The organism is Carnobacterium alterfunditum DSM 5972 (genome assembly GCF_000744115.1).
In the GTDB taxonomy this organism is placed as follows: domain Bacteria; phylum Bacillota; class Bacilli; order Lactobacillales; family Carnobacteriaceae; genus Carnobacterium_B; species Carnobacterium_B alterfunditum.
On the sequence record NZ_JQLG01000004.1, the window covers coordinates 2313633 to 2330476 of the forward strand.

The following is a 16844-nucleotide window of genomic DNA, read 5'->3' on the forward strand; positions in this document are numbered from 1 at the left end:
AAATAAAAACAGACCAGGAGGAAGAAGACAATGGAAAAAATTTATGCATCGATGGCTTTAGACCATTTTATTTCTGTAGAAGCTTTAACAAATGAAGAGGTCCTTACTTTAATTAAACGGGCATCACAATTAAAAAAAGGGATCCTTCCAACGCAGATAAAGGAGCCTCTTTATGCCGTGAATTTGTTCTTTGAAAACAGTACACGTACGCATAAAAGTTTTGAAATGGCTGAAAAAAAATTAGGCATTGAAATCATTGACTTTGAACCTTCCACAAGCAGTATCAAAAAAGGTGAGAGCCTTTATGACACCGTTTTGACCATGTCAGCGCTAGGAACGGACATTGCTGTCATTCGTGACAGTAAAGAAGCTTTTTATACGGAATTGATCGAAAGTTCTTCCATTAAATGTGCCATCATCAACGGAGGCGATGGAACAGGTCAGCACCCAAGTCAATGTTTACTAGATTTAATGACGATCTATGAAGAATATGGCCATTTTGACGGCTTAAAAATAGCAATCGTCGGTGACTTGAAGCATTCAAGAGTCGCTAAGTCAAATATGACTATGCTTAAGCGGCTTGGAGCAGAGGTGTTCTTTTCAGGTCCTGATCAATGGATAGACGGATCATTTAGCGAGTATGGCAACTATTTAGCCATCGATGATTTGGTTTCTGAAGTAGATGTTGTGATGCTGTTACGTGTGCAACACGAACGTCATGAAACACACGAAACGGTCAGTATTGAAACTTACTTGGATAATTACGGCCTTAATGAAACACGTGAAAAGAAAATGAAGCCTGCAGCAATCATTATGCATCCTGCACCAGTCAATCGTGATGTGGAATTGGAAAGCTCGCTCGTCGAGTGTGATCGATCAAGAATCGTGACTCAAATGTCGAATGGCGTATATGCAAGGATGGCTATTTTAGAAGCGATCATAGCCGGAAGAAACAAAGTTGACAAACAAGCTGATGATATTTTCACCTCAGGAGATGAATAGATGACGATCTGGATAAAAAATGCCATTATGTTGAATCAAAAAGAAGAATACAGGCCAATCGAACTTTTGATCAAACAAGAAACGATTCAAGCCATTGGAGAAGATCTCACCGCGCTAAGTTCAGCCACAGATGAAATTATTGATGCTCACGGAGCATTAGTTGCACCAGGTTTGATCGATGTCCATGTCCACTTAAGAGAACCGGGTTTTTCTTATAAGGAAACCATCAAGACAGGAACGATGGCAGCTGCGCGCGGCGGATTCACAACCATTTGTGCCATGCCAAATGTACGACCAGAACCGGATACAGCTGAAAAAATGGCCGCATTACAAGTGAAAATAGCACAAGATGCTGTTGTAAAAGTTAAACAGTATGCACCACTTACAATGGGCTTACACAGTGACACTTTGACCAACCAAACCGATTTATTAGCAGCTGGAGCCTTTGCCTTCACAAATGATGGTGTAGGGGTTCAAACAGCTGGTACGATGTATCTAGCGATGAAAGAAGCAGCTGCAAACCAGACTGTGGTCGTGGCACATACAGAAGACGATTCGTTATTATTCGGTGGTGTGATGCACGAAGGGATACGTAACAAGGAATTGGGACTGCCAGGGATACTCAGTGCAACCGAAGCGAGTCAGATCGCACGGGACGTTTTGCTGAGTGAGGCAACCGGAGCTCATTATCATGTTTGCCATGTTTCGACAAAAGAAAGCGTACGGGTCATTCGTGAGGCAAAGTGTGCGGGTATAAACGTAACCGCTGAAGTGACTCCTCATCATTTATTATTAACAGAAAACGATATTCCGGCTGACTCGAGCATCTATAAAATGAATCCTCCATTGAGAGGGAAAGAAGATCGGCAAGCCTTGATCGATGGGTTAGTGGACGGTACGATCGATCTGATCGCAACAGACCATGCTCCACATAGTAAAGCAGAAAAAACAGGTGGGATGTTGGGCTCGCCTTTTGGAATCGTGGGCAGTGAAACAGCTTTTTCCCTGTTGTACACTCATTTAGTTGGACCAGGGCTCGCAACACTTGCCCAACTTATTGACTGGATGACGTATAAACCGGCAAAAGTATTTGGTTTAGAAGGTGGAACGATCGAGGTTGGTCAAAAAGCTGATTTAGCCTTCTTTGATCTAACGACTCCAAAAAAGATCCTAGCCGAAGAATTTCTTTCCTTAGCAACGAATACACCGTTTATCGGATGGGAAGTCAAAGGGACAACAACCATGACACTGGTCGATGGAATAGTCGTCTATAAGGAGGGATCGATAAGATGAAACGATTATTATTGCTTGAAGACGGAAGTATCTTCAAAGGAAGAGGTTTTGGCTCAACAAATGACGCTTTTGGAGAAGTCGTTTTCTCAACAGGGATGACAGGTTACCAAGAATCGATTACCGACCAGTCATATAATGGCCAAATGTTGGTCTTTACTTATCCCTTGATTGGGAATACCGGGATCAACCGAGAAGATTACGAATCGATCGATCCAACAATGAAAGCCGTGATCGTAAAAGAATTTGCTCGCGTCCCCTCTCATTGGAGAAGCCAAATGAGTTTAGATGAATTCTTGAAAATCAAAAAAATACCTGGAATAGCCGGTATCGATACAAGAAAACTTACACGTCTCATTCGCGAGCAGGGAACGATGCGTGGATTGATCATTGACGCTGAAGATGATATCAAGCATGCTTTCGATCAATTAAAAGCGACTGTTTTCCCTCCGAATCAAGTTGCTCAAGTGTCAACGACTCGTCCATACGTTAGTCCGGGTGAAGGGAAAAACGTGGTCGTTATTGATTTCGGATTAAAACAGAGTATTTTAAAAGAATTAAATAAAAGAGATTGTCATGTGACTGTCCTGCCATACAATACGACCGCCGAAACGATCCTAAGCTTAAATCCAGATGGGGTGCTGTTGACTAATGGTCCAGGAGATCCAACATCACTACCAAATGTCCTTATGGTAATTCAAACTATCCAAGAGAAATTGCCAATATTCGGTATCTGTTTAGGTCATCAATTGATTGCTTTAGCAAATGGAGCCAGTACGTTCAAAATGAAATTTGGGCACCGAGGATTTAACCATCCGGTAAATGAAATCGCAACCGGGAGAATTGATTTCACTTCGCAGAATCATGGATACGCAGTTGACGCCAATTCGATCGATAAAGAAAAATTGTTTGTGACTCATATCGAATTGAATGACGGAACAGTAGAAGGTGTCAAGCACCGTCATCATCCCGTGTTCAGTGTTCAATATCATCCGGACGCTGCACCGGGACCACACGATGCCGCTCACCTGTTTGATCAGTTTATGGAGTCAATGGATGCTTGGAAGGAGATAAAAAAGAATGCCTAAACGGACAGATCTAACAAAAATCATGGTCATCGGTTCAGGGCCAATCGTCATTGGCCAAGCAGCTGAATTCGATTACGCGGGTACTCAAGCGTGTCTGGCCTTAAGAGAAGAAGGTTACGAAGTCGTATTGGTCAACTCCAATCCCGCTACGATCATGACGGATAAAGAAATTGCAGATAAAGTTTACATCGAACCGATCACCTTAGAGTTTGTCTCTCGTATCTTGCGAAAGGAACGTCCAGATGCTATCGTTCCGACCCTAGGCGGACAAACGGGACTTAACATGGCTATGGAATTAGCTAATTCTGGGATCCTTGAGGAATTAGGTATTGAATTGCTTGGAACCAAATTAAGCGCGATCGACCAAGCAGAAGACAGAGATTTATTCCGTAAATTGATGCATGAGTTAAACGAACCCGTACCAGAAAGTGATATTGTCCATACAGTTGCAGCCGCTTTGTTATTTGCTGAAAAAGTCGGCTTTCCAGTCATCGTCCGTCCAGCCTTTACACTAGGCGGGACAGGTGGCGGGATCTGTGATAATGAGGAAGAGTTGAAAGAGACCGTTACGAATGGATTAAAATTATCGCCCGTTAGTCAGTGTTTAGTCGAAATCAGCATAGCCGGGTATAAAGAAATCGAGTACGAAGTGATGCGAGATAAAAAGGATAATGCAATCGTTGTCTGTAACATGGAAAATTTCGATCCAGTTGGGATCCATACCGGAGATTCAATCGTTTTTGCTCCCACACAAACTTTAACGGACAGAGAGCATCAAATGCTGCGTGATGCATCTTTAAAAATTATTCGCGCTTTAGAGATCGAAGGAGGATGCAATGTTCAATTAGCCCTTGACCCAGCTAGTTCAAATTATTACATCATTGAAGTGAATCCGCGTGTCAGTCGCTCTTCAGCTTTAGCAAGCAAAGCAACGGGTTACCCAATCGCTAAATTAGCCGCAAAAATCGCAGTCGGCTTAACGCTCGATGAGATGAAGAACCCAGTGACCGGGACAACGTATGCTGAGTTTGAACCAGCGCTCGATTATGTCGTCGCGAAAATCCCCCGCTGGCCTTTTGATAAATTTGAAAACGGTGACCGTCGACTTGGGACGCAGATGAAAGCTACGGGTGAAGTTATGGCGATTGGTCGGACACTGGAAGAAGCCTTATTAAAAGCGGTACGTTCGCTAGAAATAGGGGCATCTCATGTCTTAATAGAGGAAGCTTCCCAAGCTGAAGATGGAGCACTGATCGGAAAAATGATCAATGCCGAAGATGATCGCTTATTCTACTTAGTAGAAGGTATAAGGCGTGGCTATCCGATCGAAGACTTAGCAAACTTAACAAAAATCGATTTATTTTTCTTAGATAAGTTACTGCATATCGTGGAATTAGAAGAGGAACTGAAGCAAAGTGTTAAAGATATTGATGCCTTAGCTACCGCCAAAGAATATGGCTTCTCAGATAAAGCAATCGCTCAGTTATGGGATACCACTGAACGAGCCGTATCAGAATTGCGTTATAAGAATGATATTGTTCCAGTCTACAAGACAGTCGATACGTGTGCAGCAGAGTTTGAGTCCAACACGCCTTATTTTTATAGTACGTATGAAGAAGAGAATGAGAGCATTGTGTCAGCTAAGCAATCGGTTTTAGTTTTAGGATCCGGTCCCATACGAATCGGACAAGGGGTAGAATTTGATTACGCCACGGTCCACTCGGTTAAAGCCATTCAACAAGCAGGCTATGAAGCGATCATCATGAACAGCAATCCAGAAACCGTTTCGACTGACTTTTCTATTTCAGATAAATTGTATTTTGAACCTTTGACTTTAGAAGACGTGATGCATGTCATTCGGCTGGAGCAGCCAATTGGGGTGATCGTTCAATTTGGAGGGCAAACAGCTATCAACTTAGCAGAACCGTTAACGGAAATGGGTGTTACCCTATTAGGGACCCGTGTAGAAGATTTGGATCGAGCTGAAAACCGGGATCTATTCGAACAAGCTTTGAATGAACTTCAAGTTCCTCAACCCTTAGGAGCGACAGCGACAACTGCAAAAGAAGCTGTAGCTATTGCAGATCGAATCAGCTACCCCGTTTTAGTTCGTCCAAGTTATGTTTTAGGCGGGCGCGGGATGCAGATCGTAGACACACAACCGGATTTAGAAAATTATATGCGAAATGCGGTCAAAGCTTCACCTGAACACCCGGTCTTGATCGACCGGTATTTAGTCGGAAAAGAAGTTGAATTGGATGCAATCTGTGATGGTGAATCAGTCCTTATTCCGGGCATTATGGAGCACATTGAACGCTCGGGTGTCCATTCAGGAGATTCGATGGCCGTTTATCCGCCTCAATCCTTATCCAAAGAAATCCAAAATACGATCGTCGACTACACTACTCGCTTAGCTCTTGGCCTGAATTGTTTGGGCATGATGAATGTTCAGTTTGTGATCCATGACAACACCGTCTATGTTATCGAGGTTAACCCTCGTGCCAGTCGTACAGTTCCCTTTTTAAGTAAAGTGACCGGGATCCCAATGGCTCAAGTAGCAACTAAAGTGATCTTAGGCCAATCTTTAAAAGAACAAGGATATACCAACGGCTTGTATAAAGAGTCTGAACTCATTCATGTGAAAGCTCCTGTATTCTCCTTTACTAAATTGAACAAGGTAGACGCTTTATTAGGCCCTGAAATGAAATCAACAGGAGAAGTCATGGGAAGCGATACAACACTGGAGAAAGCTCTTTACAAAGCTTTTGAAGGAAGTTACATGCATTTGCAAGATCACGGAACGGTATTGTTTACGATCTCTGATGAAGACAAAGAAGAATCGCTAGCTTTAGCCAAACGCTTTTATAACATTGGCTACACGATCGTTACGACTGAGGGGACCGGACAGTACTTTGCAAAGAATCAGCTGCAGGTAAAAATAGCAGCGAAAATCCATCAAGAAGTTGATGAAACGGTATTGGATCTTATTCAAGGGAATGGTATTCAACTAGTTATCAATACGCTGACGACCGGAATGGGCGTAATAAATGATGGCAAAGTGATACGAAAAGCAGCTATTGAGCAAGGCATACCTTTACTGACGTCACTTGATACGGTCGCAGCTATTCTGAACGTGCTTGAATCGCGTAACCTCATGATAAGTCCGTTATAGCATGCGAAAAAGGTGCAAGAATCGATTTGATTAAAAGAAAACTAAATGGAGGTCAACAAATGAATCGTTTAGCAGTAAAACTACCAGGACTAGCTTTAAAAAATCCCATTATGCCTGCCAGTGGAACATTTGGCTTTGGTGAACTTCATCTGGACAAGTATGACTACGATCTATTAGGGGCCATCATCATTAAATCAACGACTATTGATGCACGAGCAGGAAATGCGAATCCACGCTACCATCATTTAGAAACGGGAGTTTTGAATGCGGTAGGCTTGAAAAATCCAGGTGTTGACGTGATCGTAGCCGAAAAGCTGCCTGCATTAGCTCGATTCAATACACCAGTGATCGCGAGCGTAGCCGGAACAACAATTGAGGATTACTGTGAAGTCACAAAAAAATTGTGCCGATCTTCAGTAGTCCGTGCACTTGAAATCAATGTTTCTTGTCCAAATGTGAAAGAAGGTGGGTTAACTTTTGGTTCCAGCCCTGAATCGGTTTATGAAATCACTAAAGCAGTAAAAGCGGTCGCGACGGTTCCAATTTATATTAAGTTGACCCCAAATGTAACCAACATAGTAGAAATAGCTCAGGCTGCTGAAAAAGGCGGAGCAGATGGGATCAGTATGATCAATACTGTAGTAGGAATGAGTATTGATTTAGCGACCAAAAAACCGATCTTAGCGAATAAGACAGGCGGACTTTCTGGTGCGGCAATCAAACCAATTGCTATCCGAATGGTTTATCAAGTCTCACGGGCAGTTTCAATTCCCATCATTGGAATGGGCGGACTTTCAACTGTTGACGATGTGCTCGAAATGCTGATGGCTGGAGCCAGTGCAGTCGCGATCGGTACCGCGAATTATGCTAATCCACTGATTTGCAAAGAATTGATCGAAGCATTACCTAAACGAATGGATGAATTAGGCATCGAATCCATTGAGTCGTTGATAGAAGAAGTAAAGGCAGGTCAAAAAGATGACAAATAGACCCATTATTGCGTTAGATTTCGCAACGTTGCCTCAAGTAAAGCAGTTTTTAGCTCAGTTTAATGATGAATCGCTATTTGTTAAAGTAGGTATGGAATTGTTTTATCAAAATGGGCCAGAGATCGTAACAACACTTAAACAATTAGGTCATGATGTTTTTTTAGATTTAAAACTGCATGATATTCCAAATACGGTCCAACGTTCACTGAAAGGAATAGCTGCACTTGAGGTCGACATGATCACTGTTCATGCTGCGGGTGGACGAGAAATGATGGAAGCCGCGATGGAAGGCATCATTTCAGGGACATCGATTGGCAGAAAACGGCCTAAAGTGATCGCGGTCACGCAATTGACTTCGACCACACAAGAAACCATGCAACACGAACAGCTGATTCCAGTTTCTTTACTGGAGAGCGTGATCCATTATGCAAAACTAACGCAGTCAGCAGGTTTAGACGGTGTCGTTTGTTCTGCTTTAGAAGCACGTCAAATAAAAGAAAATACAGCAAAAGATTTTTTATGTGTTACTCCGGGAATACGTCTAGAAGGAATGGCTGTTGGAGATCAAAAACGAATCGCTACACCTTTTACAGCTAGAAAAGAAGGAGCTTCATACATTGTTGTCGGTCGGCCTATCATACAAGCTGAGGAACCTGTTGCTGCTTATTATGCTATCAAAGAGCAGTGGAATGGAGTGGATAAGAAAAATGAGCAATGAAAAAAGAATTGCTGAAAAATTATTAGCGATAGAAGCTGTAAGTTTAAACCCAACAGACCCGTTTACATGGGCCAGCGGAATGAAAAGTCCGATTTATTGTGATAATCGGATCACCATGAGTTACCCCGCAGTTCGCCGAGACATTGCAAAAAGCTTAGCAGAATTGATCAAAAAGCATTACCCAGAAGTAGAAGTCATTGCGGGCACAGCGACGGCCGGTATTCCTCATGCTGCATGGGTAGCGGAATTGCTGGACTTACCGATGGTTTACATCCGAAGTAAAGCGAAAGATCACGGCAAAGGAAATCAAATCGAAGGGCGGATAACGCATGATCAGAAAATGGTCGTGATCGAGGATTTGATTTCCACCGGTGGAAGTGTCATCGAAGCAGTGCAAGCAGCCTCCAATGAAGGTGCTCAAGTCTTAGGGGTCGCAGCAATCTTTACTTATGAGTTGCCACAAGGAATAGCAAATTTCTCGAAAAACAAGATCCAATTAAATACATTGACGAATTATTCTGCTTTGATTGAAGGAGCATTAGAAAAAGGGCTGATTGATGCATCCGAAATCGCTCTTTTAAAAGAGTGGAAAAAAGATCCAATCAATTGGCTAAATAAATAAAAAGGCTGAATAATTTTTGGCGTGGATAAATAAATGAAAGAAATGACTCACCTAAAATTTATAGAGGAATAGGGTTGCTTGTAGCCGTGTATTGGATTCAATGAGAATTACAAAACGTTGGCGCTTTAGCGCGATTACGGTTTGTTTGAAGCTTGAAATGAAGCACTGTGGGCATAATGCCCAAGTATATCATGTTTGTAAGCTACTAAAGTAGCAACAACCATGACAACCACAGGCTTATAGACGGTGCCACGGCTCCACAAGCAAACCTGTATATTCCAGAATAAATTTTATTTTGAGTATCCACACCAGTTGACGAAGAGCCCATAAAAAAAGTAACGCACACCTTATTTAACAGGTATGCGTTACTTTTAGTTCTTACTCTTTCAAGCGGTTGACCAAATCTTTATCCGGTGTTACGAATAAGGTGCGTTGTCCCTCATAGATGACGAAACCTGGTTTTGCACCATTTGGTTTTTTTATTTTTTTCACTTCAACATAATCTACTGGAACGGATGCAGATAACTGTGATTTTGAGAAGTAAGCAGCAATATTAGCAGCTTCTAAAAGCGTTTCTTCACTAGGATCAGCAGATTGAATGATAACATGTGACCCTGGAATATTCTTTGTGTGCAGCCAAATATCTGATTTCCGTGCTGTCTTAAGGGTCAATTGATCATTTTGCAGATTATTTTTCCCAACTAAAATCGTTGTCCCATCTGAAGAGCGGTACTGATCTGGCTTACTTAATTTAGCTTGTTTTTGTTTTTTCTTAGTCTTCTTTTTCTTCATGTATCCTTGTTGGATCAATTCTTCCTTAATATCCGCAATATCTTTTGGAGTAGCTAATTCCACTTGGGTCGAAACGGATTCTAGGTAATCGATTTCTTCTTGAGTTAATCGCATTTGTTCGTTTACAAACGCGATTGCATTTTTTAATTTTTGATATTTCGAAAAATATTTTTGTGCATTTTGAGAAGGTGTTTTTCTTGGATCAAGAGGAATAGTCATTGGTTTTTCTTCATCATAAAAATTTGTTAAGGAAACTTCTTTTTGTCCTTTAGTCATTTTATAAAGATAAGCCGTCAACAATTCGCCTCGTACTCGGTAATCATCGGCTAGTTCGGTTTCGTTTAACGTATTTTGCAATTTTTTCATCTTTTTCTTATTGCGTTGAAGTTCAGTTTGGATCAAATGGATCAGATCTGAGCCTTGTTGCTTAACGCGGTCTCTATCTGCTTTACTTTCATAGTACTTATCTAATAATTCACTCAAAGTAGTGTAACCCACATGTTCTCCTTCAATACTTAAATAAGGAAGGGGAGTGAAAAATTCTTTTTTAGGACCGATTGTCAACGTCGGTGAGATATTTCCTTTACGAATATTAGTCATAAACGAATCAAATAAAATCGGTAAATTTTGAATATTATTTTCACTGCGGTGCAATAGTTCTTTAGCCGTATCAGCACCGATCCCTTGATAGACATGCTGCAATCTTTTTTCATACGGTAAATCTTGATCTTCAAAAGAAGTCATCAATTCCGTGAGTTCAGAGCTGCTTGTTTCAAAAGGATTCAATTTATCTTGGTGAGGTGGAGATTGATAGGTAGCACCGGGCATAATAAACCGATACGAGTTTTGGCTAGTCGGTACATGTTTGATCGTGTCTAAAATACGTTGTGTATCTTGTTCGATAAGTAAAATATTACTATGACGGCCCATCAACTCTACGATCATGATAACATTTTGGACATCCCCGATTTCATCTCGGCTTTTAAATCTAAAATGGATGATACGATCATTTCCGACTTGTTGGATATCTTCTAAGATGGCTCCTTCAAGATGTTTTCGCATGATCATACAAAAATTTGGCGGCGAACTTGGATTTTCATATGGAATTTCGGTCAATTGAATACGTGCATAACTTGGATGAGCAGATAATAGCAGCTTATGATTTTTGCCATTTGCCCTCATAACAATAATTATTTCATTCGGGTAAGGCTGATGGATTTTTGATACTCGTCCATTTTTTAGTGCGTTGCTTAATTCATTTACCATCGCATGGGTAAAAATACCATCAAATGACATATATTCCCCTTCTTTCATGATCAATTATTTTAATCGATCCTATCTGACTAATAGAATTAGTTACTCCTATTAGTGCTGTATTTTTAATTATACCACTTTTTGTAAGAAAATTGTTATTAGAAAATCAGAGTGAAATAGTTGCAGCCTTATTGCTAAAAAAGTTATAATAAATTCTTGGAAACTTTAGGAGGGGAATTAAATGGAATGGAATTATCAAGGGGATAGAGGACCGGAAAATTGGAACACGATTTGTTCAGCTTTTCATCAAGCAGAATCAGAAAGTTTACAATCACCGATCGCATTAGATGATGATCAAATAACGGCAACGATCTCACAGCAATCGCTGATATTTGACTACAATAAAACGTTGTTTGAATCATCTTTTTTTAATCACACCGTACATTTATCGCCAAAAACAAATGAGAAACTGAATACCGTTATATTTGATCACAAAAGATATTTTTTAGAAGATCTGCATTTTCATTTACCGAGCGAGCATGAGATCAATCATGAATCCTTTCCTTTAGAATTTCATCTTGTCCATCGTTCTGTAAAAAATGAGCTTCTTGTTGTAGGCGTCACAGTACTGCCTTCTGAACGGCCAATGAATACGGTATTTGCTGCCGTAGATGAAAGAGCTCTGCATCCGCGTGTAGCAGGAAGAGGACTGACTGTTCCGATTGAATTAACAAGGCTTTTGCCGGAAAATAAACAATTCTATCATTACACAGGCTCATTGACTACACCTCCGACTTTAGGACCAGTCGAGTGGATCGTATTCAGCCAGCAAACATTTATGCGTCAAGGTTTGCTTCAAGCCTTTAAAAAGACTGTCGGCAAAACAAATAGACCTTTGCAACTTATAATGAATAGACCTATTTACTTATCAAACAACTAAATTATAATTAAATTCTCATTTAAAGCTTGACACACAAACGAACAACTAGTAAGATCACTGTAATAGAAAAATAACAAAGGAGTTCTTATGATGCTAATTAACTTTTCTTATAATGTACAATTGAATAGCAGTTGGCAAAGCCAAGATAGATAGGTTGATCCATGAGAACGCTCATAGATGCAACCTTCAGTATACTGAATGTCTGTATCTATGTTGGTTTATTTGAAGACAAAATAGACTTCTGATCCACATAGAGAGAATATTTGATTCTATTTCTATGTGGATTTTGTTTTGCAAAAAACAGCTCCCACGTATCTTTTGTGGCAGCTGTTTTTTTATTGATCTAATTTAAGAGGTGTGGGAAATGGAAAAGAAGCGATGGCGATTTTATTGAAAAAATCTAACAAAAATCAATAATTACTGGGGGATAAAAAGAAATGAAAAAAATGATTGGGTTCATTATTGGTTTGACGGCAATTTTAACGGTTGCATTTTTTACTTCTTCAAATGAAATAGAAACGATGAAAAAAGCTAAACCAATGGTTGGCATTTTACAACTCACTAGTCATCCAGCGTTAGATCTTATTTATCAAGGAACGGTAGATGCATTAAATGACGCTGGATATATTGACGGAGAAACAATGACGTTAGATTTTCAAAATGCTCAAGGAGATCAAAGTAATCTAAACTCGATGAGTACTCGCTTCGTCAGCAGAGGGGCAGCCGTTATGGTTGGTATTGCTACTCCTTCCGCACAAGCATTGGCTAATAGCTCACAAGAAATACCGATCGTGTTAGGCGCAGTCACTGACCCTGAAGGATCAGGATTAGTTGAAAGTAATGAAGCCCCTGGGGGAAATATAACTGGTGTGAGTGATTTAACACCGATAAAAGAACAATTTTCATTGATCAAAGAGATTCTTCCAGAAGCTCAAACGATTGGTATTTTGTATTCATCTAGTGAAGATAATTCAATTGTTCAAGCGGATCAAGCTATTGAGATCGCGAAAGAAATGGGACTGGATATTGAAGTGATGACTATTTCATCTACAAATGATGTTTCACAAGTTGGAGCTACATTAGCTTCACAAGTAGATGCTATCTGGGTACCTACCGATAATACAGTAGCTAGCGCGATGACGACATTGGTTTCTGCTGCTGATTCAAACGGGATACCTATTTTTCCAGCTGTAGATACGATGGTTGAAGAAGGTGGACTAGCTACTGTTGGATTAGATCAATATGAATTAGGTCGGTTAACAGGAGAAATGGTTGCGGCTATTTTAAACGGCGAGTCAGATCCAGCAACGACACCTATTCGTTATTTAGATGAAGGGGAAATCATTATAAATCAAGAGAAAGCCAAACAACTTGGTATTACTATCCCGACACAACTATTAGAACAAGCGAAACAAGCAGAATAAACAAATCAATTAGCAAGAGTGGAGGAAGTCAAATGGATTTAATTGTTACCGCTACAGCACAAGGGTTATTGTGGGGAATGATGGCTTTAGGCATTTTTATTACTTATCGTATTTTAGATTTACCGGACATGACTGCAGAAGGTTCTTTTCCTTTAGGAGCGGCTGTATGTGCTCAACTCATTATTTCAGGGGTTCATCCTTTAACTGCAACAGCTATTGCTTTTGTAATAGGAGCTTTGGCTGGAGCAGTTACTGGATTCCTGATCACAAAAGCACACATTCCAGGTTTATTAGCTGGAATATTGACCATGACCGGACTGTATTCAATAAATTTAAGGGTCATGAGTCGTGCTAATTTAAGTTTACTCGGAGAAGCAAAGTTAACAGATTTTTTCACTCGATTTAACTTGCCAAGCCAATTTGATACCATTTTTATGGGAATCGTGCTTGTGTCTAGTCTGATTGTGTTACTTGTTTTATTCTTTAAAACCGAACTTGGTCAAGCTGTTATCGCTACTGGAGATAATGAAAAAATGGCACGTTCATTAGGGATCTCTACAAATCAAACGAAAATATTAGGTCTGATGCTTTCAAATGGTTTGATTTCTGCTGCGGGCGCTTTGATTGCTCAAGATAATGGTTATGCTGATATCAGTATGGGTATAGGCACGATTGTTATCGGCTTAGCATCAGTTATTATTGGAGAAGTTATTTTTGGAAACTTATCTTTTGTTAATCGCCTTATATGTGTCATCTTAGGAGCCATCATATACCGGTTGATCATCATGTTTGTATTATTAATGGGATTACAACCGAATGACTTGAAACTTATCTCAGCTGTCATTTTAGCGGTATTTCTTGCATTACCTAGTATCCGTACTCGATTTAATTTGAATTTCTTCCAAAAAAAGGAGTTGTTGTAATATGAGTTCTACACCCGTTCTGATTTTAAAAGGAATCACTAAACAATTTAATAAAGGGACCGCCAATCAAAATACGGTCTTAAACCAGTTAAGCTTAGAAGTAGAAAAAGGGGATTTTATTACTATCATTGGAGGTAATGGAGCTGGTAAGTCGACTTTACTGAATAGTATTGCAGGAAATTTTATGATCGATCAAGGAACTATCATGCTTGGAAATAGAGATTTGACTACCTTGAAAGAAGAAAAACGAGCCGGATTTATCGGACGCGTTTTTCAAGATCCAGTAATGGGAACAGCGCCTCGAATGACTGTAGGTGAAAACTTGGCTATTGCTTATCGAAGGGGGAAAAAACGTTCTCTACGAAAAGGGACGACCGATAAAGAACGTGAATATTTCAAAAATAGTTTACTTGAATTAGGCTTAGGATTAGAGGATCGTTTAGACAGCGAAATGGGATTGTTATCTGGTGGACAACGACAAGCTATTGCTCTTTTAATGGCTACTATGAATAAACCAGAACTCTTATTGTTAGATGAGCATACTGCAGCCCTAGATCCTAAAACAGCTAAAATTGTTTTAGAAATCACTCAAAAACGAATCGAACAAGAAGAATTGACTGCTTTAATGATTACTCATAATATGAATGATGCATTAAAATACGGCAATCGATTGATCATGCTAGATGCCGGACAAGTTATTGTAGATATATCTGGCGAGGAGAAAAAGAACTTAACAGTTGCAGATGTATTGGTTCTTTTTCAAACAGCTACGGATGAAGAAAATGGAGCTGGCCAATTACCAGATGAACTTTTATTAAGTCGCTAAATAAGAAGTTTTACAAATCTAAAACCTAGGAGAAATCCTTGGTTTTTTTTGTTTAATAGACATTCCAGGCTAATAGTTGTATAATACATGTATATTGATTGCAATATACAAATATACTGATATAGGAGGGTTTCGATGGATAATCAATCGGAAATGCCAATGCACTCATTGATTCAGCGGTTTAGTGAATTTAATCATCATTTTTCGAAATTAGAAAAACAAATACTTGCTAAATATGGGATCACTAAATCAGGTTTTTCTATCATGTCATTTATTAACGATAAAAAAATAACGCTTAATGAATTGGTAAATGAGTCCGATTTAGATAAATCTACTTTAAGTAGACAAGTTAAGCAATTGGAAAAAAAGGGCTTTTTAACGAAGGAACCTGGAACGGATAAACGGTATATGTATCTTTCTCTAACTCCTGAATCACGACAGCTCATACTCGCTTTTTCATTTGAATTTGAAAAATCCTATAGCTTGATTTTTAAAAGCTGGCCAGCAGATGAAAAACAACTTTTACTTGTACTAATGGGAAGAGTGAACAGGAGTATCCAATCCTTTCAATTAGTGAAGTAGCAAAATTTTACAATTAGGTAAAAAGCACTTACAATCATAGTGAATTAAGTAAACAAAGGAGTTGACTAAATGGATCCCAAAACGCTTAATGATTTATCAAAAGAAGATTTAATAGAGCTTATCATTAGTCAGAGTGAAGAGTTAAAAGAACAAGACATTCAGTTAGAAGCTGAAGTAGAAGAAAATCGATTTATAAAAAGCCTTGGTTTTGTAGATGGTTATAAAAATCATCAGAATTACTTTATTCGTTTCTTTGAAGATGAGAGTGATGGGACAGCTAAAAAAGGCAGTATTTTTTTAGGGATCTTAGAGGATTTTATCAACGATTACGGCAGCGAACCAGTTCATGAGCTAATAGAAGAGTTTACCGAAGAGCATATTTAAGGTGCGCGATATTTGCGCTTCCTACATAGAATTGATAAACTACATTTAGAAATAAACTGAAAATTTTAAGGAGGAATAGCTATGTCATTAGAAAACAAGAAAATTATTGCTTTAGTCAGTGATGATTTTGAAGATTTAGAACTATGGTATCCTGTTTTGCGCTTAAGAGAAGCTGGAGCGACGGTACATCTAGTAGCCGAAAAGAAAGACACTGTTTATCACGGGAAATACGGCGTACCTGTAACTTCTGATTACAGTTTTGAAGAAATCACTAAAGAAGATTATGATGGTATTGTAGTTCCTGGAGGTTGGTCACCTGACAAATTAAGACGCTTCCCTAAGGTTATTGAATTTGTTCAATATTTTGATCAACAGAAGAAGCCAATCGGACAAATCTGTCATGCCGGATGGGTATTGATTTCAGCAGGTATCCTTAACGGTGTAAACGTTACGAGTACTCCCGGGATAAAAGATGATATGACGAATGCAGGTGCAATTTGGCATGATGTTCCGGCTATAACAGACGGGCACATCATTTCCAGCCGCAGACCTCCTGATCTTCCTGAATATATGAAACAATACATCGCTTCATTTAAATAAATGAGTTGCTCATAACAGATTAAAAAGACTAGGAATTGTTCCTAGTCTTTTTTGTGTGCAGAAAAGCTTCATAAACATAGAGGGGATTATGAACAAAATAAGCAATAAAAACAATATTGTTTTTATTTAAAAAGATTTAATAAATAAAAAACCTTGTTAGTACAATGTTTTGATCTTTTTTTTATCAGTAGAATTTTTCAAATCACTCTAGAATCTCACGTTTCATTGCTTCTATTTT

15 protein-coding genes are annotated in these 16844 nt (G+C 39.4%); 14 read left to right on the forward strand and 1 reads right to left on the reverse strand.

Annotation, left to right across the window (positions count from 1 at the left end; genetic code table 11):
• Window positions 1–30 precede the first annotated feature (30 nt).
• From BR50_RS11315 to pyrE, 7 genes are read left to right on the forward strand one after another with little or no spacing between them, the layout of a single operon-like run.
• Entirely contained in the window at window positions 31–1002 is a 972-nt protein-coding gene (locus BR50_RS11315) for an aspartate carbamoyltransferase catalytic subunit (RefSeq protein WP_034548692.1), read from the forward strand.
• A complete protein-coding gene (locus tag BR50_RS11320) occupies window positions 1003–2295 on the forward strand; it encodes a dihydroorotase (protein ID WP_034548693.1) in 1293 nt (430 codons plus the stop codon). It abuts the gene before it with no gap.
• The gene (locus BR50_RS11325) at window positions 2292–3380 is read left to right on the forward strand and encodes a carbamoyl phosphate synthase small subunit (RefSeq protein WP_034548694.1); all 1089 of its coding nucleotides are present in this window, start codon (window positions 2292–2294) and stop codon (window positions 3378–3380) included. The genes BR50_RS11320 and BR50_RS11325 overlap by 4 nt, the downstream gene beginning before the upstream one ends.
• Entirely contained in the window at window positions 3373–6552 is a 3180-nt protein-coding gene (gene carB, locus BR50_RS11330) for a carbamoyl-phosphate synthase large subunit (protein WP_034548695.1), read from the forward strand. The genes BR50_RS11325 and carB overlap by 8 nt, the downstream gene beginning before the upstream one ends.
• A 59-nt stretch (window positions 6553–6611) precedes the next feature.
• Complete coding sequence (locus BR50_RS11335) at window positions 6612–7541, forward strand: dihydroorotate dehydrogenase (RefSeq protein ID WP_034548697.1); 930 nt, start codon at window positions 6612–6614, stop codon at window positions 7539–7541.
• Window positions 7531–8259 (forward strand): orotidine-5'-phosphate decarboxylase, encoded by a 729-nt coding sequence (gene pyrF, locus BR50_RS11340; protein ID WP_034548698.1) that lies wholly within the window; start codon window positions 7531–7533, stop codon window positions 8257–8259. The genes BR50_RS11335 and pyrF overlap by 11 nt, the downstream gene beginning before the upstream one ends.
• On the forward strand, window positions 8249–8881 hold the full coding sequence (pyrE, locus tag BR50_RS11345; RefSeq protein WP_034548699.1) for an orotate phosphoribosyltransferase: 633 nt from the start codon (window positions 8249–8251) through the stop codon (window positions 8879–8881). Before pyrF ends, pyrE begins: the two co-directional genes overlap by 11 nt.
• A 378-nt stretch (window positions 8882–9259) precedes the next feature.
• On the opposite strand, the gene BR50_RS11350 is transcribed toward pyrE, so the two are convergent.
• Window positions 9260–10969, reverse strand: a complete 1710-nt coding sequence (locus BR50_RS11350) for an NFACT RNA binding domain-containing protein (RefSeq protein ID WP_034548700.1) — start codon at window positions 10967–10969, stop codon at window positions 9260–9262.
• Window positions 10970–11168: 199 nt separating this feature from the next.
• Between BR50_RS11350 and BR50_RS11355 the strand changes: the two genes are divergently transcribed.
• From BR50_RS11355 to BR50_RS11385, 7 genes are all read left to right on the forward strand, one after another.
• Complete coding sequence (locus BR50_RS11355; RefSeq protein WP_034548701.1) at window positions 11169–11867, forward strand: carbonic anhydrase family protein; 699 nt, start codon at window positions 11169–11171, stop codon at window positions 11865–11867.
• A gap of 437 nt (window positions 11868–12304) precedes the next feature.
• Window positions 12305–13291, forward strand: a complete 987-nt coding sequence (trpX, locus tag BR50_RS11360; RefSeq protein ID WP_034548702.1) for a tryptophan ABC transporter substrate-binding protein — start codon at window positions 12305–12307, stop codon at window positions 13289–13291.
• A gap of 32 nt (window positions 13292–13323) precedes the next feature.
• Window positions 13324–14214: an ABC transporter permease gene (locus BR50_RS11365; RefSeq protein ID WP_034548703.1), complete on the forward strand. Its 891-nt coding sequence runs from the start codon at window positions 13324–13326 to the stop codon at window positions 14212–14214.
• A 1-nt stretch (window position 14215) separates the two neighbouring features.
• Window positions 14216–15040, forward strand: a complete 825-nt coding sequence (locus tag BR50_RS11370; protein WP_034548705.1) for an ABC transporter ATP-binding protein — start codon at window positions 14216–14218, stop codon at window positions 15038–15040.
• A 135-nt stretch (window positions 15041–15175) separates the two neighbouring features.
• Window positions 15176–15622: a MarR family winged helix-turn-helix transcriptional regulator gene (locus BR50_RS11375; RefSeq protein ID WP_034548706.1), complete on the forward strand. Its 447-nt coding sequence runs from the start codon at window positions 15176–15178 to the stop codon at window positions 15620–15622.
• 69 nt (window positions 15623–15691) lie between these two features.
• Complete coding sequence (locus BR50_RS11380) at window positions 15692–16006, forward strand: hypothetical protein (protein WP_034548707.1); 315 nt, start codon at window positions 15692–15694, stop codon at window positions 16004–16006.
• An 81-nt stretch (window positions 16007–16087) separates the two neighbouring features.
• A complete protein-coding gene (locus BR50_RS11385) occupies window positions 16088–16606 on the forward strand; it encodes a type 1 glutamine amidotransferase domain-containing protein (protein ID WP_034548708.1) in 519 nt (172 codons plus the stop codon).
• The last annotated feature ends 238 nt before the right edge of the window (window positions 16607–16844 follow it).